The organism is Cupriavidus sp. CER-90, from assembly GCF_057652055.1.
In genome coordinates this window covers 2197955-2218941 of sequence record NZ_JBYGYM010000002.1, presented here as the reverse complement: position 1 = coordinate 2218941, position 20987 = coordinate 2197955, and the positions used below count along the sequence as shown (strand labels likewise).

The window sequence follows — 20987 nt, the reverse complement described above, 5'->3', positions numbered from 1 at the left end:
GCCCGATCTCAACGTATTCAAGTAAGGATGCTGCGCCACCTAGCAGGGGTGTCCAGCATCTGTTGGCGGGCGCTCCCCATGCGCCCAACGAGAAACAGGGCACAGCTTGGGGAGCCGCACCCTGCCACTAAGATCACTCATCAACTCCGGCATCCCGCCAGAGGACTGCGCACCGGGCTCCTCCCTGGGGCCGCTTGATGGACAGTCGATTCGGAAATGTCGGCGTTGCTTTTTTCGCCACACCCACTTGACAACCCGGGCGCAAGCTATGTTGCAACGCAACACTCCTGAGAGCAGACCGGATTGTAGGAACGCTTTTATAACCCGTCAAGAATAAGAAAACAAAATATTCCTACTTTCAGCAATATGTAACAACGCCTTTTACGGCACTCGTGGGCTAACCACTGCCCCTGAATCGCAAGCCACGCCTAGCCTCGCAATTGTCCGAACAAATGACTAAAGTCATCAGTTACTTACAATTTTGCGGCGTCCGGAGGCACGATTTTTTTGCGCCTTTGAGGTGGCGTGTGTATCGTCACACACATCGAAGCAGCGTGCCCCGGCATGGCGCGATGCCACATCCCTGAACCAAATTCACTATGCAATACAAAGATTTGCGCGATTTCATCGGTCAGCTGGAGCAGCGCGGAGACCTCAGGCGCGTGAGCGCGCCGGTATCGCCGAACCTCGAAATGACCGAGATCTGCGACCGCCTCCTGCGCGCGGAAGGCCCGGCAGTCGTATTCGAGCAGCCGCGCCGGGACGACGGAGATATCTATAAAGTACCGGTCCTGGCAAATCTGTTCGGGACGCCACAAAGAGTCGCCCTGGGCATGGGTGCGTCGAACCTGGAAGATTTGCGCGATATTGGCCGTGTGCTGTCGGCGCTCAAGGAGCCCGAGCCGCCACGCGGGCTGCGCGAGGCCGGCAAGCTGTTCACGCTGGCCAAGTCGGTATGGGACATGGCACCCAAGCGCGTCAGCAGCCCCGCCTGCCAGGAGATCGTCTGGGAAGGCAACGATGTCGATCTGGCGCGCCTGCCGATCCAGACCTGCTGGCCCGGCGACGCCGCGCCGCTGATTACCTGGGGCCTGGTGGTGACCAAGGGTCCGCACAAGAAGCGCCAGAACCTGGGCATCTACCGCCAGCAGGTCATCAGCCGGAATCAGGTGATCATGCGCTGGCTGGCGCATCGTGGTGGTGCCCTTGATTTCCGCGAGCACGCGCTGGCCAACCCGGGCAAGCCGTTCCCGATCGCCGTGGCACTGGGCGCCGACCCGGCCACGATCCTGGGCGCGGTCACGCCGGTACCCGATACGCTGTCCGAGTACCAGTTTGCCGGCCTGCTGCGCGGCAGCCGCACCGCGCTGGCCAGCTGCATCACGCCGACGCTGTCCGAACTGTCGGTGCCGGCGTCGGCCGAATTCGTGCTCGAAGGCCATATCCAGCCCGATCCGAACCACCCGTCCGGCTACCAGCACGCGCTTGAGGGTCCGTACGGCGACCATACCGGCTATTACAACGAGCAGGACTGGTTCCCGGTCTTCACGATCGACCGCATCACCATGCGGCGCGACCCGATCTACCACTCCACCTACACCGGCAAGCCGCCCGACGAGCCGGCCGTGCTGGGTGTGGCCCTGAACGAAGTGTTCGTGCCGCTGCTGCAAAAGCAGTTTCCGGAGATCACCGACTTCTACCTGCCGCCCGAAGGCTGCAGCTACCGCATGGCGGTGGTGCGCATGAAGAAGCAGTACGCCGGCCACGCCAAGCGCGTGATGTTCGGCGTGTGGAGCTTCCTGCGCCAGTTCATGTACACCAAATTCATCATCGTGGTGGACGACGACATCGACGCGCGCGACTGGAAGGAAGTGATCTGGGCCATCACCACGCGCGTGGACCCGAGCCGCGACACGGTGATGGTCGACAACACCCCCATCGACTATCTCGACTTTGCGTCGCCCGTGTCGGGCCTGGGCTCCAAGATGGGCATCGATGCCACCGACAAGTGGCCCGGCGAAACCACCCGCGAATGGGGCACCCCGATCAGGATGGACCCGGCCGTGAAGACGCGTGTCGACGAGATCTGGGGCACCCTGTTCGCGTCCCCGAAGTAGCCGTTCAGCCAGCCGCGCACCCGCGGCACGGCGGTCCGCTATCATTTGCGGACCGCCCATCACGCAAAGGGCCCGCGTCAGACGGGCCGCGGAGGAGACACATGACCCTTGCAGGGAAACGGATGTGGACGCCCACGCAGGCGTTCGCCCACGGCAGCCAGCTGGCCGCCTTCATGCACTGGCTGCGCCGCGAGCGCGCGCTGGATTTCCGCGACTACGCCAGCCTGTGGCAGTGGTCGGTCTCCGACATCGAAGCGTTCTGGCAAGCCATCGTCGATTATTTCGACGTGCGCTTCGACACACCGGCCAGTGCCGTGCTGGCCCAGCGCACCATGCCCGGGGCGCGCTGGTTCCCGGGCGCCACGCTCAACTACGTGCAGCAGGTCTTCCGCCATGCCGGCACGGGCCCCGCCCGCGCACGCACCGCCATCCGCCATGCCGGCGAGGCGCAGCCGCTTGCCGATATCAGCTGGGATACCCTGGAAGCCCAGGTGGCCTCGCTGGCGCACGCGCTGCGTGAGATGGGCGTGACGCGCGGCGACCGCGTGGCGGGCTATCTGCCGAACATCCCGGCAACGATCGTGGCCTTCCTGGCCACCGCCAGCGTGGGCGCCATCTGGTCCGGCTGCGCGCCCGACATGGGCCAGGTGGCGGTGATCGACCGCTTCCGGCAGATCGAGCCCAAGGTGCTGATCGCGGTGGACGGCTACCGCTATGGCGGCAAGGCGTACGACCGCGCGCCCGTCATCGCCGATCTGGTGGCCGCCCTGCCCTCGCTGACCAATATCGTGATCGTGCCCACGCTGGGCAGCCAGGTCGACATCGACGGCGCCGTCGCCGGCCGCGGCGCGAGCCTGCGCCACCACGCCTGGGCCGATGTGCTGGCGCACGGCGTGCCGCTCCAGGTGGAGCCCGTGCCGTTCGACCATCCGCTGTGGATCGTCTACTCGTCCGGCACCACGGGCATGCCCAAGCCCATCGTGCATGGCCATGGCGGCATCGTGGCCGAGCAGCTCAAGCTCATGGCGTTCCACAACAACCTCGGCGCCGACGACGTCTTCCACTGGTACAGCAGCAGCGGCTGGATCATGTGGAATGCACAGGTAGCCGGGCTGCTGCTGGGCACGACCATCGCCCTGTACGACGGCAACCCCGCCTGGCCCGACGCCGGCGTGCTCTGGCGTTTCGTCGACGACGCCCGCGTGACGATGTTCGGCGCCGGCGCCGCGTTCTTCACCAGCTGCATGAAGGCGGGCGTCGAGCCCGCGCGGATTGCCGATGTCTCGCGGCTACGTGGCATCGGTTCGACCGGCTCGCCGTTGTCCGAAGATGCCTACGCATGGATCTACGCCCAGGTCCGCGAAGACGTCTGGCTGGCGCCGATGTCGGGTGGCACCGACTTTGCCGGGTCGTTCGTGGGCGGCTGCCCGGTGCTGCCGGTCTACGCCGGCGAGATGCAATGCCGCTGCCTGGGCGCCAAGGTGGAAGCGTTCGACGAGCACGGCCATGCCGTGATCGACGAAGTGGGCGAGCTGGTCTGCACCGAGCCGATGCCGTCGATGCCGCTGTTCCTGTGGGGCGATGCCGATGGCAGCCGCTATCGCGACAGCTATTTCGACGTGTACCCGAATGCGTGGCGCCATGGTGACTGGATCCGCATCACGCCGCGCGGCGGGGCCATCATCTACGGGCGCTCGGACGCCACGATCAATCGCCACGGCATCCGCATGGGCACCAGCGAGCTGTACCGCGTGGTGGAGGAACTGCCAGAAGTGCTCGACAGCATGGTGGTCGACCTCGAATACCTGGGCCGCGAATCGTACATGCCGCTGTTCGTGATGCTGCGCGACGGCATGGCGCTGGACGATACCCTGCGCGACACCATGCGCGCGCGCATCCGCGCGGCGCTGTCGTCGCGCCACGTGCCGAACGAGATCGTGCAGGTGCCCGGCGTGCCGCGCACGCTGTCGGGCAAGAAGATGGAAGTCCCGATCAAGAAGCTGCTGCTGGGCCACGCGCCGGACCGGATCGCCAATCCCGACGCGATGGCGAATCCGGACTGCCTGGCGTGGTACTTCGCCTACGCCGCCGACTACCTGGCGCGCCAGCCGCGCGTGGCCTGAACGGTGATGCCAGCCAGGGGCGCCCGGCGTCAGAACTCCACGTCGAGTTCGCTGATTTCGTCGGGTTCCTCGCGCGCCGCGCCAATCCATTCCTGCATTTCGGGCATGGCGAGGATGGTCTTGCAGAATTCCACCAGCGGCGCGTCGAGCTTCACGCCATAGGTGACAAAGCGCGTGACCACGGGCGCATACATCGCATCGGCCACGGTGCGATGCTTGCCGAACAGGAATGGGCCGCCGTAGCGCTCCAGGCATTCGGTCCAGATTGCGGTGATGCGATCGATGTCGGCCTGCGCCCGTGACCAGACCTTCAGGCCGGGGAAATGGCCCTTGAGGTTCATCGGCAACGCCGCGCGCATGGCGGCAAACCCCGAGTGCATTTCGCCGCAGATGGCGCGGCAGTGGGCGCGCGCGGCCAGTTCCTCGGGCAGCAGCCTGGCTTTCGGCTTGATTTCGTTGAGGTATTCGGCAATCGCCATCGTGTCCCATACCGTCACGCCCTGATGCCGCAGGCACGGCACCAGGATCGACGGCGAGAGCAGCAGGATTTCGGCGCGCACGGCGGGATCGTCGGGCGGCACCAGCACCTCCTCGAACTCCAGCCCGGCAAAGCGCGCCAGCAGCCAGCCCCGGAGCGACCACGATGAATAGGTCTTGCTGCTGATCGTCAGCGTTGTCTTGGCCATCTTGCCTCCTCCGCCCCCCGGGGCGTGACGTCCGCTTGCAGTATCGGTGCCCCGGACGCGTTCCGCCAGTACGCACCCGGGCGGTGCGGCCGGCGGGCACGACCGGCACCAGTCCGAAGCGCCCGCCGCGTTGCGCGCGATCGGCGCGCGGTGTCTGCGCCACTCGGTGCACCGCGTGTGATCCGGCGCACCGAACCGATTCCGATTCGCAACCTGCGTGCCAACATGAACCACGATGGCACATAAATTGCGGTGTCAAGGATCGGAAGTGGGGAGATCGAGCGATGCTTTACCAGGCCTACCAGACATACGCAGACTTGATGCAGCCAGCATGCTCGCTCGCCGACATCACGGCCACGCTGCTGAGCGCATGGCGCCATGGCGACCAATCCGAGCCGCTGCGCACCCTGCGCGGCGCCTGCGAAGTGTTGGCGCTGGCCCGACTGACCCACTACCGCCCGCCCTTCGGCATCGACAGCGTGCGCATTCATGGCCAGGACGTGCCGGTGATCGAGGAAGTGGTCACGCGCACGCCGTTCTGCACGCTGCTGCGCTTTCGCCGCGAAGGCGTACCGCCGCAGCCGCGCGTACTGCTGGTGGCGCCGATGTCCGGCCACTTTGCCACGCTGTTGCGCGGCACCGCGGAAACGATGCTCCGAGACCATGACGTCTACATTACCGACTGGCACAACCCGCGAGACGTCCCGCTGTCACGCGGCCGCTTCGGCTTCGACGAATTCGTGCAACACCTGGTCACCTTCCTGCACGCACTGGGCGGCAACACCCACGTGGTAGCCGTGTGCCAGCCGACCGTGGCCGCGCTGGCGGCCGCCGCACTGATGGCCGAGGACGGCGACCCGATGCAGCCCCCCAGCCTGACGCTGATGGCCGGCCCGATCGACGCCCGCGTGAATCCCACCCGCGTCAACGAACTGGCCACCAGCCGCCCCATCGAGTGGTTCGAAAACACGCTGATCGGCTATGTGCCGTGGCGGTTTGCAGGCGCCATGCGGCGCGTGTACCCGGGCTTCGTGCAGCTGATTGCCTTCATGAGCATGAACCGAGAGCGGCACGAACAGGCGCTGCGCGACCTGTACGCACTGCGCACCCGTGGCGAACATGCCAAGGCCGATGCCATCCAGGCGTTCTACACCGAGTACTTCGCCACGATGGACCTGACGGCCGAGTTTTACCTGGAAACGGTCAGCCTGATATTCCAGCGGTTCCTGCTGGCGCAGGGCCTGCTGGACGTGGGCGGGCGGCGGGTGTCGACGCGTGCCATCCGCCGCACGGCGCTGCTGACCATCGAAGGCGAGCGCGACGACATCTGCGCTATCGGGCAGACCATGGCGGCACAGGACCTGTGTTCGAGCCTGCGCCCGTACCTGCGCATGCATCACATTCAGACCGGGGTCGGCCACTATGGCGTATTCAACGGCAAGCATTGGGAGGCGCAGGTGTATCCGCTGGTGCGCGAAACCATCTACACGAGCGACGAGATGCGGCGGTAAGGCGCCCGCGCGCGCCACCGCACAAGCCCGACGGCCCACATGCGCTACGCTTGCGGTTTTCGACGCGCCACGGATGCCGACGATGACCATGACTCAGCGATTCCAGGGCCAGGACCTGCTCCGGGTCGGCCACGACGACCACTACCTGCTGCTGGCGCCCGCGCACGGGGGGCGGCTTGTGCGCTGGGTGCATCGCGGGCAGGACATCCTGTACTGGCCGGACGATGCCGACTGGACCCGCGTCGCCAAGATACGTGGCGGCAATCCGCTGCTATTTCCGTTTATCGGCCGGCATTTTGTCGACGGCGAAGCGGGCCGCTGGCGCGACAGTGCGGGCACGATCCACGCACTGCCCCAGCATGGCTTTGCCCGTGACCTGCCGTTTGCCGTCTCCGAACTGTCGGCGGACGCGGTCAGCCTGTCACTGGCATCTTCGGCCCAGACCCGGCCCGGCTATCCGTATGAATTCGTATTCACGGCCACCTATCGGCTGGTGCCGGATGGCATCGAGGTCACGCTGCGCACGCGCAATACTGGCGACGCCGCGCTGCCCCCGTTGCCGTATGACGCTGGTCATCACTTCTACTTCGCCCTGCCCCATCCCGCCCGCGCGCGGAGCCGCATCGTCATGCCACCGGCGTCCCGCGTACGGCAGCGGGCCGATGGCGGCCTGACGGCGCCCGAGCCGGGCGAGCCCGCCTATCGCCTGGACGACGCGCGGCTGCAGGACACCTTCCATGTGCTGCAAGCCCGCGGGAATGGCGATGCCAGGTCTGTCTGCGTCGAACTCCCGACGCGTACCATCGAAATCGGACTCGATGCCGCCAACACGGCGCCCTGGTACGCCGTGACCACCTGGACCGAGCGCGACGATTCCGACTTCTACTGTGTCGAGCCTTGGCTTGGCCTGCCAAATGCCATCCACCATGGGCAGGGATTGCGATGGATACCGGGCGGGGCGGAAGACACCGCCACGTGCCGGCTGACCGTCCGATAGCCGTCGGCCGCGCTCACACGGCGCTTATCGCACCAGATGCTCGAAATCGAGGCCGCCGATCAGCACCGTGGCCTCGGCCTGCGTGCGCGAGTTGAAGTCGATCTGCCGGGGTTCCTGCCAGGCATCGAGCTTGGCCGGCAAGGCATCCAGATACGCGTCGAAGCGCTCGACACCGCCCGAGGCGAACAGGCGATCGACCTCGAAACTGTCCCACGACAGCGTGATGTCGATCGGATAGGCATAGCGGCCGCCGTTCGGCCTGGACTGGGCCCAGACGCGCAGGCAGGCGGGCAGGTCGGAGGCGGCCGGCGACTGGATTTCCGCATGCAAGGTGCCACGGGACAGGCGCTGCACACGCTCGACAATGCGCGGCAACAGCTCGGAATTGAATCGTTGGGCAGGAACGGGGGGCACGGGCGGGGGGCATCTCGTGTGGGGATCGGGTATTGTGCGCCGGTTGGGGCGGCGTCGCCACCGGGCGAGTTCCGCCGCACAACCATGCTACAATCCGCCCCCAGTAAGCCATGGCGGGCGTCGTATAATGGCTATTACCTTAGCTTCCCAAGCTAAAGACGTGGGTTCGATTCCCATCGCCCGCTCCACTTCCCAGATCTGACAAGCCGCCTCTGGCACCCGGTCAATGGATGACCGGCGATCCGCCCGGCGGTTTTTTGTTGCCATGCTTCCCCAAGACACGAACACCGACACGCTGCCGGGCGACGACGCCGACGGCGCCAGCGGACAACCTGCAGACGCCACCCCTGCCAACCCGGGTGACGAGGTCGCGCATCCGCGCCGTATCCGCTCGTTTGTCAGGCGTGCCGGGCGCACGTCCACCGGCCAGCAGCGCGCCATCGACGACCTCGGTCCGAAGTTCATCGTGCCGTATCAAGGCGAACCACTGGACTGGACGGCCACGTTCGGGCGCGAGGCACCGTCGATTCTTGAAATTGGCTTCGGCATGGGCGAAACGACGGCGCATATTGCCAAACTGCGCCCGCAGGACAATTTCCTGGGCTGCGAAGTCCATGAGCCCGGCGTCGGTGCGCTGCTGAAGCTGATTGGCGAGAACGATCTGCAGAATGTGCGGATCATGAACCACGACGCGGTGGAAGTCATCGCGCACATGCTGACCGAGCAGTCGCTGGACGGCGTGCATATCTTCTTTCCCGATCCCTGGCACAAGAAGCGCCATAACAAGCGCCGCCTGGTCCAGCCGCCACTGGTCAAGGTGCTGGCCAGCCGCCTGAAGCCCGGTGGCTATTTCCACTGCGCGACGGACTGGGAAGAATACGCCCACCAGATGGTGGAAGTTCTAAGCGGCGAACCGACGCTGGAAAACACGTCGACGACCGCGGGCGGATTTTCGGAACGCCCCGCTTACCGGCCCGTGACCAAGTTCGAAAAACGCGGCGTGCGACTAGGCCACGGCGTTTGGGACGTGGTATTCCGCAAGAAATAAGAAAGGGGCCCGAGGCCCCTTTTTTCATGCTGTCGCCAATTTGCGTTTGCGTCGCAAATCAGGCGTGCCAGGACACCATACCCGTCCAGGCGGTCAGCAGCACGATAATCCCGAAGGCAATCCGATACCAGGCAAATGGCTTGAAATCGTGCGTGGCCACGAATCGCAGCAGCCATCGTACGCACAGGAACGCCGACAGGAACGCGAATACGAAGCCGATGCCGAAAATGCCCAGGTCGTCGGCCGACAGCACCGCGCGCGCCTTGTACAGTTCGTAGACCGTGGCGCCGAAAATGACCGGGATCGCCAGGAAGAACGAGAACTCGGTGGCCACCTGACGCGACAGGCCGAACAGCATGCCGCCGATAATCGTCGCGCCCGAGCGCGAGGTGCCGGGCACCAGGGCAAAACACTGGGCCAGACCCACCTTCAAGGCGTCGCGCCAGGTCAGGTCGTCGATGGACTCGATGCGCGGCGCGCCGGCCTTGGCCGCTTCCAGCAGCGCATTGCCTTGCGGATGCGACACGGTACCGCGCCGCCCCTCGCGCCATTCCGCCCAGAGAATCACCACACCACCGACGATAAACGCCAACGCCACGGTAATCGGATTGAACAGATGGGCCTTGATCCATTTGCCGAACACCAGCGCCAGCACGATGGCCGGCACCGTGGCAACAATCACGTTGATCGCAAAACGTTGCTGCCGGGGGTCAGAGACCAGCCCGCCCAGCGCGGCGCCGATGCGCCGGCGGAATTCCCAGCACACCGCCAGGATCGCGCCGAACTGGATCACGATCTCGAAGATCTTGCCTTTTTCGTCATTGAAGTCCAGCAGTTGTCCGGCAAGAATCAGGTGGCCGGTGCTCGAGATGGGAAGAAATTCGGTCAGTCCTTCGACGATGCCGAGAATCACGGCCTTGAGGGCGAGTGCAATATCCATGTGGACTCAAAAAGTAGGCGCGAATGGCGGCTGGTCCGCCAGCGATGCCCGAAGGCATCGCATTATTGTTGCTATGAATTTACGGCCGATTAATCTTGACGTTGATACCGTCAGGCAGGACCGTGATTGTACCGGGCTCCACGCTAGTGCCGGCCAGCCGCAACTGCTCCGGCTTGAACGTATAGAGCGGATAGCCCTGCAGCAACTGCTCGGACAGGATACCGCCCAGTGCATTCAACTGGCGTGCGAACTGGCCCGGCAACCCCTGCACGTCGAACTGCTTGACCTCGGGGTCCTGCAGCACCAGCGAATGACTTGGAGGGTCATAGCGCAGCGCGCTGTCCAGCGCGAAGCGGCCCATCAGCGGCTGGCGGAAAAACAGCCGGTTGTCGATCGTGGCATCGAAGCTGACCAGCACGCGATTACGGGTGGCGTCGAGCGCCAGCTGCGGGTTGGCAAGCTGGATATCGAACACCTCCATATACCGCTTGTTGAACGGGAATTTCTTCGCCAGCGCGTCCTGCAGCTGGCTTTGCGAGAATGTGTACTCGCTACGGAATACGCTGCAGCCCGCCAGCCAGCCCGTGGCCACCAGCGCGGCTGCCCCCGTGGCCGCCAGCCAGCGCCGGCGCGTCATCGCAATCATGCATGCCTCTCCATCAAACAGTAGGGTCAGCGCACCGCTGCGGCCGGCGCCGTCGCCTGCTCGAGCCGCGTCAGCCAGATCATGGCCGATTCGCGGGAATCCCCGCACATTTCGGCCGACGGGCGAAGTCCGCCGCAGAATGCCGGCCGCTGCGGCTGTCCGAACACCGCACACCGCATGTCCGCCATCAGTTGCGCGCACCGCTGGCCGGCCGGCTTGCCATGCGGCATGCCTGGCAGGGGCGACGTGATGGACGGCGCGATGCAGCAAGCGCCGCAGCCGGCACGGCAGGTGGGTTCAGACTGGCAGGACATGGTGAAGGTTCAGCGGCAGATGCCGACAATACAGGGGTGCCGCCGATGCGCGGTACCAAGCCGGCATTGTGCCTGACCCGATCCGCGAGACCTGCAACAAAGAGCAACTTGCGTATCATGCGTCACTTATACCATTCGTCGCACGCGGCTTGACCCCGCAATTCCGGTCCTCTACATTACTGACCGACAAGTTATTAATACTGCGATGCATCCCGCATGGATCGCTTTGGCGCCTGTCCCGTGAGCCCTGCCCTGCCCAAGAAAGACCCCGACACCCGCCGCTGGAGCCGCCGCAAGGCCGCGCGCCCGCAAGAGCTGGTGGCCGCCGCGTTGACACTGTTCGTGGAACGCGGCTACGCCGCGACCCGGCTGGAAGACGTGGCGGCGGCGGCCGGCGTGTCGAAGGGCACGGTCTACCTGTATTTCGCGAACAAGGAAGAACTGTTCAAGACAGTGGTCCGCGAAAACATGGTGCCCGCGCTGGCCAAGGGCACCGATCTGGTGGACACCTACGAAGGGTCCACCCCCGAACTGCTGCGCGAACTGCTGCTGGGGTGGTGGGGCCTGATCGGCGCTACGCCGGTGGCCGGCCTGACCAAGCTGATCATTGCCGAATCGGGCAATTTCCCCGATATCGCCCAGTTCTACCAGGACGAAGTCATGGGGCCCGGCGACGCGCTGTTTGCCCGCGTGCTGGCGCGCGGGGTGGCACGCGGCGAGTTCCGCCAGGTGCCAGCCAATCCCGCGACCACGCTGCTGTGCGCGCCGCTGGTGTTCCTGATGCTCTGGCGCAGCGCCTTCAGCCAGGTCAATGTGCCGGCTATCGACCCCAATGCCTTCCTGGATCAGCTGCTACATATGCTGCTGTTCGGCCTGACCACGGGCCCGGCGCGCGATACCCCGCTGCCCGCCCAGCAAGGGCCTTATGTCTGGGAGCGGATTCGTGACGAACTGATGGCCGAGCGCGCGGCGGCGGCGTCCGAGCCAGATTCCCGGAATGACACCCGGGCGGCCGTCCGGACATGAAGACACCCCATGCCGCGCACGGCCCCGCGTGCCACGGCGCAACGCTAACCGTTTGTAAACATGCCAGCCCGGTTGGCGGGGGTAAAATAGCGGGCTTTTGCGTAACATCCCGGCATGCGGCGGCTCTGGCGCCCGACGGGACAAGGCAAATCCGGCACTGATCGATACAACAGCGCGGACGGCGGGGCGAACAGCCCGGCCGGCGGCGCAACCCCGCAAGCATCTGGAAGGAAAGGCAAGATGGATCTCGAAAAAGCCCGATTCAACATGATCGAACAGCAAATCCGCCCATGGGACGTGCTGGACCAGGAAATCCTGGACCTGCTGGCCGTGGTCAAGCGTGAGCAGTTCGTGCCGCAGGCCTACGCCGCGCTGGCTTTCGTCGACATGGAGATTCCGCTGCCGGGCGGCGAGAACATGATGCCCCCGCGCGTGGAAGCCCGCGTCCTGCAGGACCTGAACGTGCGCAAGCACGAGAACGTGCTGGAAATCGGCGCAGGTTCGGGCTACATGGCCGCGCTGCTGGCGGCCCGCGGCCGCCACGTGGTGACCGTCGACATCCGTCCGGAACTGGTGGCACTGGCTCGCCAGAACCTGGCCAATGCCGGCGTGACCAATGTGGAAGTGGCCGAAGGCAATGCCGCCGACGGCTGGGCCGTGGCCGCGCCGTACGACGTCATCTGCATCTCCGGCTCGCTGCCGGAACTGCCGCAGTCGATCCTGTCGCAGGTCCAGGTCGGTGGCCGTATCGCCGCCATCATCGGCACGGCACCCGTCATGGAAGCCCGCATCATCACGCGCGTGTCGGAGACCGAGTACCAGATGGTGAACGTGTTCGAGACGCTGGCCAAGCCGCTGCAAGGCGCGGCACAGCCGTCGCGCTTCAAGTTCTGAACCGGAGCCGGCCATGCAGGTAATTACCGCCCCCGAACTGGCGCAATGGCTGGCTGATGCCGGCCGCGCCAAGCCGGTGTTGCTGGATGTGCGCGAGGATCTGGAAGTGCGCACCGCCGCAATGCCCGGCATCACACATATCCCGATGGGCCAGATCCCGGCCCGTCTGAACGACATCGACGAGGACGCCGAGATTGTCTGCATCTGCCACCACGGCGCGCGCAGCATGCAGGTGGCCAGCTTTCTGGAGCGCCAGGGCTATGCCAAGGTCTGGAACCTGACCGGCGGCATCCACGCCTGGTCGACCCAGGTCGATCCGTCCGCTCCGCAGTATTGATCCGGAACCGGCCCCGGCAGCACGCCGGGGCCGTGCCACCGCGCAGCATCCCGGCCGTACCCGCAGCATCCGCAATATCCGAAGTACCCCGTCCCTGGCAGTACCACCCGTCGCAACCTATCGATCGTTGGCCGCGCGTGCCGCTGGCCGAGCTGGAGATGTCATGAGTTTTGCGCTTTCCGCCGTGTCCGTTGCGGCCAGGAAACCCCTGGTGCTCGCGGCTGCCCTGCTCGCCTGGCTGCCCATGCCGTCCGCACTGGCCGCCGACCTGCTGCAGGTGTACCGCGACGCGCAAGCCAACGACGCCCAGTTCGCCAGTGCCCGCTCGCAATTGCTGGCCACGCGCGAGAAGCTGCCCCAGGGCCGCGCCGGCCTGCTGCCCCAGATTGCGGGCACGGCGGGCGCGCAGCGGACCATGGCGGACTACAGCTCGCCGGTGGATACCACGCGCTACTTCAACGCCAACACCTGGGCGTTGCAATTGACGCAGCCGCTGTTCCGCTGGGACCGCTGGGAAACCTACAAGCAGGGCGAACTGGCGTCGCTGGCGGGGGAAGTCACGTTCCAGCAGGCCCAGCTGGACCTGATCACGCGTGCGTCGCAGGCCTACTTCGACGTGCTGGCCGCGCAGGACAACCTCTACCTGGCCGGCGCACAGAAAAAAGCCATCGGTGAGCAACTGGAACAGGCCAAGCGCAACTTCGAAGTGGGCACGGCCACGATCACCGACGCCAATGACGCGCAGGCCCGCTACGACCTGGCCACGTCGACCGAAATCGCCGCCCAGAGCGCGCTGGAGGTGACCCGCGCCACGCTGCAGCAGATCACCGGCAAACCCGTGGACGAACTCATGGGGCTGCGGCCCGAAGCCCAGATCCCTGGGCCTCAGCCGCCCGATGTGAACGCGTGGGCATCGCAGGCCGAGCAGACCAATCCGCAGGTGGGACTGGCCGGCTACAACCTGGAAACCGCCCAGCGCGAGACCAACAAGGCCAAGGCGGGCCACCTGCCTTCGGTGGATCTGGTGGCGTCCTACGGCTACACCAACGCCCAGGGCACGGCCACCCAGCTCAGCAACGTCGGCAGCCGCTACAACTCCGGCGTGGTCGGCGTGCAACTGAATATCCCGATCTTCACCGGCGGCCAGATCCAGTCGCGCGTGCGCGAAACCCTGGCGCTGGCGGACAAGGCCGCGAGCGATCTGGAATTCGCCCGCCGCACCGCCGCGCAACAGGCGCGCCAGACGTACTCCGGCGTCTTCAACGGCCTGGCCCAGGTCAAGGCCCTGGAGGCAGCGGAACGCTCGGCGCAGAGCGCCGTGGAATCGAACCAGCTGGGCTACGAGGTCGGGGTGCGCATCAATATCGACGTGCTCAACGCCGAAGCGCAGCTGTTTTCCACGCGGCGCGACCTGTCCAAGGCCCGCTATGACACCATCATGAACGGCATGCGCCTGAAGGCGTCCACCGGCACGCTGTCGGAGGACGATGTGGTGCAGATCAACACGCTGCTGACGCAGCTGCCGGGGGCGATGTATAAGGTGCCGGGGAAGGCGCGAGTGGGGGCAGTGTCGGGGGCGGCGCAAGGACGTGGAACCGGGGGACGCCGCGAGAACGTAGTGGCGCCGAACGCGCCACGGAGCTGATTGCGGCCACGGAGCTGATTGCGGCCACGGGCAAGCCGCTAGTTCAGGCGACCGAGCTTACCGCCGTGGCCCGGCCGGGCTTCGCACCGTTCTCTGCCGCGTGCTCGACGCGCGATGCGCGGCTCGCCATCCCCAACAGCAGGCCGATAAGCCCTGCATAAAACACCACGTTGGCCTGGTGGGCCATCGTGACTTGCGTCAGGCCGCAGATCAGCGTCGCCAACACAACCCCCAGACCGGCACCGCCAAGGCTCACCCCTTCCTCGGCGCACCCGGGGCGGCTTTGTTGCATGGCACGCCAGAACAAGGCTGCGGGCACAAAGAACAGCGCGAGGAATGCGGCAAATCCAAATATGCCCGTCGTCGCCGCCACCTCGACGATATCGTTGTGCGCATGCTCGAGGATACAGACTGTCGACTCGGGATGTTCATGGCAGTACGGCGTGGCGTGCAGAATCCGGGCGAACTGCCCGACGCCTGCGCCTGTCAACGGATGCTCCGCGAAGTACCCTCCGCCGATTTCCCAGATCTTGAGCCGCACGCCCACCGAGGTCTCGTAGTTGCCTTGCCCAAACGCATGAATCTCCGTGATCGCCTGGTCTACCCGGCTGACCACAGGGCTGCCGGGTATCAGATAGGCGCCCACTGCCAGAATGGCCGTTCCGCCAAGCGCGGCCAGGAACATCCTGACGCCCACGCGCCGGTAACGGACCATCAGCATTGGCACCAGCGCCACAAGCAATGCCACCATGCCACCCCGTGTGCCGTTGAGCACCAGGATGGCAGCGCCGCAGACGACGTCCAGCCAGGCTTGTGCATGCGCCGCACGGGTCTGCCCCGGCCGAGCGAAGCCGACCAGCGACAAGGCGGCCACCATATTGGCAAACGCAATCGCCTGAATCCAGGCCGACGGACGTGGCTCCCCTAGCACGAGCTTCTGGTATGTCACCAGGAGCAGCGCCAGAACAAGGGCTACGGTAATGCCGCGCCACAGCCACGCGGGATCCGGCGACGCACGAACCACCACCCAGCAGGCCAGGACCGCAAGCAGTATGCGCGAAGGATTGTCGATGACATCCCAAGGGGTCTGGTGGATCAGCTTCGACACCAGAAACACGGCCAGGAACGCAAGCACCGTCAAAGTCACCGGCCAGAGGACAGACGCATGCTGGCGCCATGCCCGACCCATCTCGCGCCAACCCAGCAGTGCCAGCAAGGCCACCCCCGCGAGGAACACACCTGCGCCACGGGGCACGCATAGCACCAGGATGGGGAACGCGAACACCAGGGAATCGGCGGCCCGGGAGAGCTGGATCGAACTGCTTTTCATAGAAACCAAAAGGGGCAAACCCGCCACATTCGGCGGGAAGTTCAGCCCGCCATTCTAGCCCATCGACTTAATTGGCCCGCGTTCTGGATTCCACGCCAAGCAACTGCCACCGAATGGCCGCAGCGTCCGCCGGAGGATTCGGCACCTGGTATTCCCTCACCCGCAGCTTGTACGTGACGCCCGGTTCGAAATCGAGGCCTTCGATCGGTCCGTACCAAAGCTGCCACGGCGCGTCGGGCGACTCCCGCCAGCGGTAGCACTGCAGCTTGCCGGCACCGGTGCATTCCACGCGTTGTGAATCGATATAAACAGTTTTCTCCCGGCCCGGCACGGCGCCCGTTGCAGGGTCGACCTTGTCGCCGCGTCGGCCTACGCCTTCCCGTTCAACAAACTGCAACAGATCGCCATCGGCCGTCTTCCAGATGATCTGGCGGCCTGTGGCGCCGGCCGACGGCTGCGTGCCGACAGTCGTAAAGGGCGACTGCATCGCCTTGAGCAAGGCCGACTCCGTTTCCATCCGGGGGCCCGGACACGCCATGCGCGTACCCGCGATGCGATCAAACCGGATGCCGGTGTCGGTCTTGCCATAGCCACCGGTAAAGCGGTTGCAGCCGCTGGTGCCGTTGACGGTGCCCTGCGACGAATCAATGCCATCGCTGAAATTGAAGACAATCGGCTCGCCGTTGTCGCCGTGCGGAATGTCACGCACCGTGCCATCCGGCATCTGCCAGCGCACCAGCTCCCAGCGGCTGGGGCCGCTGGAGCGGGTTTCGTTGAGGCTTGTGGTGGCCGACGGATTGTCCGGCGGTTGCCCGGTGGCGCAGGCGCTCAGTACAGCCGTGGCACTCCATGCAATCAGCATGGCAATGCGCGCCGGAAAACGATATCGCGACATATCGGGACTCCTTCCAATGCGTTGAATCACTCTGCAAATTTACACCCTCGAATCCCGAAAGTAGAGCGTTCGACGCACACCGTCTTTTTCCCACGCAAAGATCAGATTATGCCCCCTTGACATACTCTGGACAGGCTTGCGCAGGTGGGTTCGTACGGAGGGGACTGTGTTATGATCGCGGGCCTTCAGGCCGCCCCTTCCCCCCGCATGGCGCGCCGCTGGCAGCCGCATGAATCACCGGTGATATGAATAACCAGATAAAGCACCTCAAATATCGCCCGGAGATCGACGGGTTACGAGCGATTGCAGTGGTTTCGGTCATCTTGTTTCATGCCGGATTCAAGTGGATCGGCGGGGGCTTTGCCGGTGTCGATATTTTCTTCGTGATCAGCGGTTATCTGGTCACCTACATGATCATCGAGGCCAGGACGCGGGGCACGTTCAGCATCCTCGATTTCTACGAGCGGCGCGCCCGGCGCATTTTGCCGGCATTGTTCCTTGTGGTATTGGCGTCCGTGCCGTTTGCCTGGGTATGGATGGCGCCGGGCGAGTTTTTGCCATTCGCAAAAAGCATGGTGGCGACTGCCACATTTTCGTCGAACCTGTATTTCGGCCTGACGACGAATTATTTCGACGCAACCACCGACGAAAAGCCCTTGGTACACACCTGGAGCCTGGGAGTGGAGGAGCAGTTCTATCTGCTTTGCCCCCTGATAATGGGCCTGGTGTGGCGATATTCACGCCAGCGGCAGGTACTCATATTTATCGCGCTAGCTGTTGCATCGCTCTTATATGCGGAATTTGCGCTACGGCATGCACCGCAGAGTACATTTTATTCGCCGATCGCGCGCAGTTGGGAATTACTCATTGGCGCAATTGTGGCAAGCCTGAAAATACAAGGCGACATGCCCCGCTGTGTAGTCCGGCATGAACGCACATTGTCCACGCTTGGGCTGCTTCTGGTCATCGTCGCGCTCTTCGGCTTGCGCGACGCCCAATTTCCGGGCGCGGCGGCATTGATTCCCACCGTGGGGGCCGCATTCATCCTGGCCTTTGCCAACGGGCAAACGATCGTGGGACGCGTACTCTCCAACAGGGCGCTGACTGCCATTGGCCTGATGTCGTACAGCGCGTACCTATGGCACCAGCCGGTGCTGGCATTCGCGCGTTTGCACTATCCGGAACTCACGGTCGGACATTTTTCGCCATGGCTGCTGGTGGGATTGTCGTTTCTCCTTGCCTACCCCTCGTGGCGCTACGTTGAAACGCACTTCCGGAATACCCGGCGCGTTGGCCGCAAGCCCATCGTCCTGCTGACGTCAGCCGGCGCTGCGACTGTCATCGTCTTAGGCGTGGCGGCAATCGCGGCCAAAGGTTTTCCTGGCCGGTTTGACGCGGCAAGGCAGTCACTGCTCGAAACCGTGGCGTTCAGTCCGAAGCGGGACGCATGCCACACATCGGGAAAAGACTACAAGCGTCCGTCGGAGGCGTGCACGTACTTCAAGGACAACGTCACTTGGGCTGCACTGGGGGACAGTCATGTCGTGGAACCCGCTTACGCGCTGGCCGAGGCACTGGCGATTCGCGATCAAGGCCTGCTGCACTTGAGCTTCAGTGCCTGTGCACCCGCAACACGCTATGAAAGTCCTGCTCCGGGATGCTCGCAATGGCAACGCGAGGCGGTTAAACGCATCGAACAATCGCCAAATATTAAAAACGTGCTGATTGCATTCCGCTACGGCATGCACTTGACTGGCGATCATCTGCCCGGATATCCGAAGATCCCGGACCAGCCGTTGCATCTCAACGGACTGGATACGGAGAAGTCGCGTGATTTGATTTGGAATGACTTGGTGTCGACCATCAATGACCTGCGCAAGGCCGGCAAGCATGTGTTCGTGCTTGGGCCGGTTCCCGAGATTCCCCGGCCGCTACAACAAGAGATTGCAGCAATGCCACGCATGGTCGCGGAAAGCGATCACGTCGGCATCACACGCCATTGGTATCAGCAGCGGAATCGCTACGTACTCGACCGTCTAAGGCAATTGCCCTGGAGCAACGATCTGACCTTCATCGACCCCGCCATGGTTCTGTGCGATCCGGTCAATTGCAAGTCGGTGATCGGCAAAAATGCCATGTATTTCGATGCCGATCACCTGAGTGTCAGTGGCGCCCGCCTGGTGATGTCACAGATCGGTCCGTTTCTGGGGGCGGCCACCGATAAATAGGCGCGAGGTGCGGTCTCTGCCGTTGCCGCGCCAAAGTCAGCGGAACGATTTCCAGCGCACGACATGCTCGCCGGCAGGCAGGGCCGTCGTCTCGCCGCCATCGATGAAATCGGCCACGGTTCCCTGCGGAACCCGCACTGTCGCCATACCGCTATTTTTGTCGAGCCTGACGTACGCCGTGCCTTGCGGCATTGGCAGCCATGCCTCGACGCTGGCGTTCAGGGCCCTCGAGGGTCGAATGCGCCAGTGTTTCCAGCCAGGTTCGGACTGCTGCACGCCGAGCACATAACGCGGGAAAATGTAGGCCGGCGCCGCGCCCCACGCATGGGTCCAGTCTTCGTTATCCTTGAACTTCACGTCCCATGCTTCGTGCGTGACGGTTGCCTCGTATTTCGTCAGCATGTTTCGCCAGCCTCGATCTGAATTGTTCAGAATCAGCGCCATGGCCAGATCATCCTGGCCATTCTGAAACAGCGCCTCGAGCAGATACGGGGCCGTATAGACCGAACCCGGGAACCCGCCTCGGAACTTGCCATTGATGACGGCATTCAGCTTGCCGATATGGCGCGCCTTGTCCTTCGCGTCGACGAGTCCAAAGGCAAGCGGTAGAAAGACGCTGTGCGCCGCGGTATGTTTCGTGCCGGGGCTGTCAGCGTACAGGCCGTTCTCCAGCTTCAGCCGTTCGAGGCCGGTTCGAATCCGTTGCGCATAATCCTGCCAGCGTTTCCGGTCATCCGGTTTGCCGAGTTCCTGGGCAATCCTGGCCATGAGCTCGAAAGATCCGTAGGCCATGGCATTGGTGGCGGCATTCACGTCACCCATGACGTAACCGTCCCGTTGATTTTGCGGCCAGTCGACGATATCGCCCATGGGATAGCTCTGCCGCGATGCCTTCTTGAATGCCTCGGTGATATTTTTCGCGCTGATCAGGTCGTTCTGACCGATCAGGTCATGCATCGTGAGGAACCCCAGCCGGTCGTAGTGCTTGCGGAGAAAATCCATATCCCCCGTCTGCATGTAGTCCGCCCACGCCATGAAAATCATGTGGAACTGCCATTCCGTCGGCCAGTTCGGATTATCGATAAGCCACTCAAATGTTTGCCGGGGCAATGAAGGGTCGCCGGCGGTCGCATACCAGCCAAGCTGGTTGATAAAACTGTCGGCCTCGTACGGAAGGCGCTCGCGGTCGCCATCGACAAACATGTCGGCAAAACTCGTGGCCGCCATGGTGTGCGACGACATGTTCCAGATACGGTTGAGCCAGTATGCGTCTGCGCTACCGGAAAACACCATCTTGCCGCGGTCCTGCCAGGTATCCGACACCGCCGCCTTGATAACCAGGTTCGATTTGGAAAAGGCGCCCTGCCAGCCATCAATCTCGATATAGCGGAACGGCATGACCGCGCCAATTTCGGGCGGCATCAGGCGTGCGTCATTTTCGCGCAATACCGGCTTGTTGGTGCCGGCGCGCAAGGCGAGATCGGCCTTGAAGTAGCGGACGCCAATCGGCTCGGGCCCCTTGCTGGGCAACGGCTTCCGCTCCTTGCTCTCTTTCATGACCAGCGAGATGACGCCGGCATTGCGGGCCTGCGCGTTGATCTGGACGTTGCCAAACCACACCTTGCCAAGATCCACGCGTACGCGGCTGCCAGATTGTTCGATAGACGCCGGCGCGATCTCCACAAGCTTGACCCCAGCGTGTACCACGCCTGCGATTGCCATCAGGAGAGACCCAACTACCAGTTTCCGAGAACGCAGTTTGCCCGTCATTTTCATTGTTTCATTGATGACACATTCAACCCGACGGCGAATTGTAGCGGATAGGTCTTCCGCCAA

18 protein-coding genes and 1 tRNA gene are annotated in these 20987 nt (G+C 64.0%); 11 read left to right on the top strand and 8 right to left on the bottom strand.

The window, feature by feature from the left end; genetic code table 11:
• Positions 1 to 599 precede the first annotated feature (599 nt).
• Both ubiD and AC24R4_RS20780 read left to right on the top strand, forming a co-directional pair.
• Positions 600 to 2117 (top strand): 4-hydroxy-3-polyprenylbenzoate decarboxylase, encoded by a 1518-nt coding sequence (gene ubiD / locus AC24R4_RS20785; RefSeq protein ID WP_400393344.1) that lies wholly within the window; start codon positions 600 to 602, stop codon positions 2115 to 2117.
• A 101-nt stretch (positions 2118 to 2218) separates the two neighbouring features.
• Positions 2219 to 4240, top strand: a complete 2022-nt coding sequence (locus AC24R4_RS20780; protein ID WP_400393346.1) for an acetoacetate--CoA ligase — start codon at positions 2219 to 2221, stop codon at positions 4238 to 4240.
• 29 nt (positions 4241 to 4269) lie between these two features.
• On the opposite strand, the gene AC24R4_RS20775 is transcribed toward AC24R4_RS20780, so the two are convergent.
• Entirely contained in the window at positions 4270 to 4926 is a 657-nt protein-coding gene (locus AC24R4_RS20775; RefSeq protein WP_400393348.1) for a glutathione S-transferase family protein, read from the bottom strand.
• A gap of 284 nt (positions 4927 to 5210) precedes the next feature.
• Between AC24R4_RS20775 and AC24R4_RS20770 the strand changes: the two genes are divergently transcribed.
• Positions 5211 to 6437 carry a polyhydroxyalkanoate depolymerase gene (locus AC24R4_RS20770; protein ID WP_400397426.1) on the top strand — a complete coding sequence of 409 codons (1227 nt, stop codon included), beginning with the start codon at positions 5211 to 5213 and terminating at the stop codon, positions 6435 to 6437.
• Between the two features lie 73 nt (positions 6438 to 6510).
• Positions 6511 to 7434 carry an aldose epimerase family protein gene (locus AC24R4_RS20765; RefSeq protein WP_487523551.1) on the top strand — a complete coding sequence of 308 codons (924 nt, stop codon included), beginning with the start codon at positions 6511 to 6513 and terminating at the stop codon, positions 7432 to 7434.
• A 24-nt stretch (positions 7435 to 7458) separates the two neighbouring features.
• Here AC24R4_RS20765 and AC24R4_RS20760 read toward each other — a convergent pair whose 3' ends face one another.
• Positions 7459 to 7848, bottom strand: a complete 390-nt coding sequence (locus AC24R4_RS20760) for a DUF5594 family protein (RefSeq protein ID WP_487523550.1) — start codon at positions 7846 to 7848, stop codon at positions 7459 to 7461.
• Between the two features lie 113 nt (positions 7849 to 7961).
• Here AC24R4_RS20760 and AC24R4_RS20755 point away from each other — a divergent pair.
• Together AC24R4_RS20755 and trmB are read left to right on the top strand one after the other, a co-directional pair.
• A tRNA-Gly gene (locus AC24R4_RS20755) sits at positions 7962 to 8036 on the top strand.
• A 77-nt stretch (positions 8037 to 8113) separates the two neighbouring features.
• Complete coding sequence (gene trmB / locus AC24R4_RS20750; protein WP_400394536.1) at positions 8114 to 8896, top strand: tRNA (guanosine(46)-N7)-methyltransferase TrmB; 783 nt, start codon at positions 8114 to 8116, stop codon at positions 8894 to 8896.
• Positions 8897 to 8954: 58 nt separating this feature from the next.
• Here trmB and AC24R4_RS20745 read toward each other — a convergent pair whose 3' ends face one another.
• From AC24R4_RS20745 to AC24R4_RS20735, 3 genes are all read right to left on the bottom strand, one after another.
• On the bottom strand, positions 8955 to 9836 hold the full coding sequence (locus tag AC24R4_RS20745; protein WP_400394538.1) for an undecaprenyl-diphosphate phosphatase: 882 nt from the start codon (positions 9834 to 9836) through the stop codon (positions 8955 to 8957).
• 79 nt (positions 9837 to 9915) lie between these two features.
• Complete coding sequence (locus AC24R4_RS20740; RefSeq protein ID WP_400394540.1) at positions 9916 to 10482, bottom strand: DUF1439 domain-containing protein; 567 nt, start codon at positions 10480 to 10482, stop codon at positions 9916 to 9918.
• A gap of 26 nt (positions 10483 to 10508) precedes the next feature.
• Positions 10509 to 10796 (bottom strand): YkgJ family cysteine cluster protein, encoded by a 288-nt coding sequence (locus AC24R4_RS20735; RefSeq protein ID WP_400394541.1) that lies wholly within the window; start codon positions 10794 to 10796, stop codon positions 10509 to 10511.
• 240 nt (positions 10797 to 11036) lie between these two features.
• On the opposite strand from AC24R4_RS20735, the gene AC24R4_RS20730 reads away from it, so the two are divergent.
• The 4 genes from AC24R4_RS20730 (at position 11037) to AC24R4_RS20715 (ending at position 14698) form a co-directional block, all read left to right on the top strand.
• Positions 11037 to 11822, top strand: coding sequence for a TetR/AcrR family transcriptional regulator (locus AC24R4_RS20730; protein ID WP_400394543.1), 786 nt, complete (start codon positions 11037 to 11039; stop codon positions 11820 to 11822).
• Positions 11823 to 12062: 240 nt separating this feature from the next.
• On the top strand, positions 12063 to 12716 hold the full coding sequence (locus tag AC24R4_RS20725) for a protein-L-isoaspartate O-methyltransferase family protein (protein ID WP_400394545.1): 654 nt from the start codon (positions 12063 to 12065) through the stop codon (positions 12714 to 12716).
• Between the two features lie 13 nt (positions 12717 to 12729).
• On the top strand, positions 12730 to 13053 hold the full coding sequence (locus AC24R4_RS20720) for a rhodanese-like domain-containing protein (protein WP_400394546.1): 324 nt from the start codon (positions 12730 to 12732) through the stop codon (positions 13051 to 13053).
• A 163-nt stretch (positions 13054 to 13216) separates the two neighbouring features.
• Positions 13217 to 14698, top strand: a complete 1482-nt coding sequence (locus AC24R4_RS20715) for a TolC family outer membrane protein (protein ID WP_487523549.1) — start codon at positions 13217 to 13219, stop codon at positions 14696 to 14698.
• A gap of 43 nt (positions 14699 to 14741) precedes the next feature.
• Here AC24R4_RS20715 and AC24R4_RS20710 read toward each other — a convergent pair whose 3' ends face one another.
• Together AC24R4_RS20710 and AC24R4_RS20705 are read right to left on the bottom strand one after the other, a co-directional pair.
• Complete coding sequence (locus AC24R4_RS20710; protein ID WP_487523548.1) at positions 14742 to 16028, bottom strand: O-antigen ligase family protein; 1287 nt, start codon at positions 16026 to 16028, stop codon at positions 14742 to 14744.
• Between the two features lie 67 nt (positions 16029 to 16095).
• On the bottom strand, positions 16096 to 16890 hold the full coding sequence (locus tag AC24R4_RS20705) for an META and DUF4377 domain-containing protein (RefSeq protein WP_487523971.1): 795 nt from the start codon (positions 16888 to 16890) through the stop codon (positions 16096 to 16098).
• A gap of 278 nt (positions 16891 to 17168) precedes the next feature.
• Here AC24R4_RS20705 and AC24R4_RS20700 point away from each other — a divergent pair, with 278 nt between their 5' ends.
• The gene (locus AC24R4_RS20700) at positions 17169 to 19151 is read left to right on the top strand and encodes an acyltransferase family protein (protein ID WP_487523547.1); all 1983 of its coding nucleotides are present in this window, start codon (positions 17169 to 17171) and stop codon (positions 19149 to 19151) included.
• Between the two features lie 36 nt (positions 19152 to 19187).
• Here the strand turns inward: AC24R4_RS20700 and AC24R4_RS20695 are convergent, their stop codons facing one another.
• A complete protein-coding gene (locus tag AC24R4_RS20695) occupies positions 19188 to 20873 on the bottom strand; it encodes an alpha-L-rhamnosidase-related protein (RefSeq protein ID WP_487523546.1) in 1686 nt (561 codons plus the stop codon).
• Positions 20874 to 20987 lie beyond the last annotated feature (114 nt).

What these genes read in the sequence shown, in the direction of transcription:
- ubiD (WP_400393344.1), top strand. Translation starts at nt 600, where the DNA reads ATGCAATACAAAGATTTGCGCGATTTCATCGGTCAGCTGGAGCAGCGC.
- AC24R4_RS20780 (WP_400393346.1), top strand. Translation starts at nt 2,219, where the DNA reads ATGACCCTTGCAGGGAAACGGATGTGGACGCCCACGCAGGCGTTCGCC.
- AC24R4_RS20775 (WP_400393348.1), bottom strand. Translation starts at nt 4,926, where the DNA reads ATGGCCAAGACAACGCTGACGATCAGCAGCAAGACCTATTCATCGTGG.
- AC24R4_RS20770 (WP_400397426.1), top strand. Translation starts at nt 5,211, where the DNA reads ATGCTTTACCAGGCCTACCAGACATACGCAGACTTGATGCAGCCAGCA.
- AC24R4_RS20765 (WP_487523551.1), top strand. Translation starts at nt 6,511, where the DNA reads ATGCCGACGATGACCATGACTCAGCGATTCCAGGGCCAGGACCTGCTC.
- trmB (WP_400394536.1), top strand. Translation starts at nt 8,114, where the DNA reads ATGCTTCCCCAAGACACGAACACCGACACGCTGCCGGGCGACGACGCC.
- AC24R4_RS20745 (WP_400394538.1), bottom strand. Translation starts at nt 9,836, where the DNA reads ATGGATATTGCACTCGCCCTCAAGGCCGTGATTCTCGGCATCGTCGAA.
- AC24R4_RS20740 (WP_400394540.1), bottom strand. Translation starts at nt 10,482, where the DNA reads ATGATTGCGATGACGCGCCGGCGCTGGCTGGCGGCCACGGGGGCAGCC.
- AC24R4_RS20735 (WP_400394541.1), bottom strand. Translation starts at nt 10,796, where the DNA reads ATGTCCTGCCAGTCTGAACCCACCTGCCGTGCCGGCTGCGGCGCTTGC.
- AC24R4_RS20725 (WP_400394545.1), top strand. Translation starts at nt 12,063, where the DNA reads ATGGATCTCGAAAAAGCCCGATTCAACATGATCGAACAGCAAATCCGC.
- AC24R4_RS20720 (WP_400394546.1), top strand. Translation starts at nt 12,730, where the DNA reads ATGCAGGTAATTACCGCCCCCGAACTGGCGCAATGGCTGGCTGATGCC.
- AC24R4_RS20715 (WP_487523549.1), top strand. Translation starts at nt 13,217, where the DNA reads ATGAGTTTTGCGCTTTCCGCCGTGTCCGTTGCGGCCAGGAAACCCCTG.
- AC24R4_RS20710 (WP_487523548.1), bottom strand. Translation starts at nt 16,028, where the DNA reads ATGAAAAGCAGTTCGATCCAGCTCTCCCGGGCCGCCGATTCCCTGGTG.
- AC24R4_RS20705 (WP_487523971.1), bottom strand. Translation starts at nt 16,890, where the DNA reads ATGCTGATTGCATGGAGTGCCACGGCTGTACTGAGCGCCTGCGCCACC.
- AC24R4_RS20700 (WP_487523547.1), top strand. Translation starts at nt 17,169, where the DNA reads ATGAATAACCAGATAAAGCACCTCAAATATCGCCCGGAGATCGACGGG.
- AC24R4_RS20695 (WP_487523546.1), bottom strand. Translation starts at nt 20,873, where the DNA reads ATGGCAATCGCAGGCGTGGTACACGCTGGGGTCAAGCTTGTGGAGATC.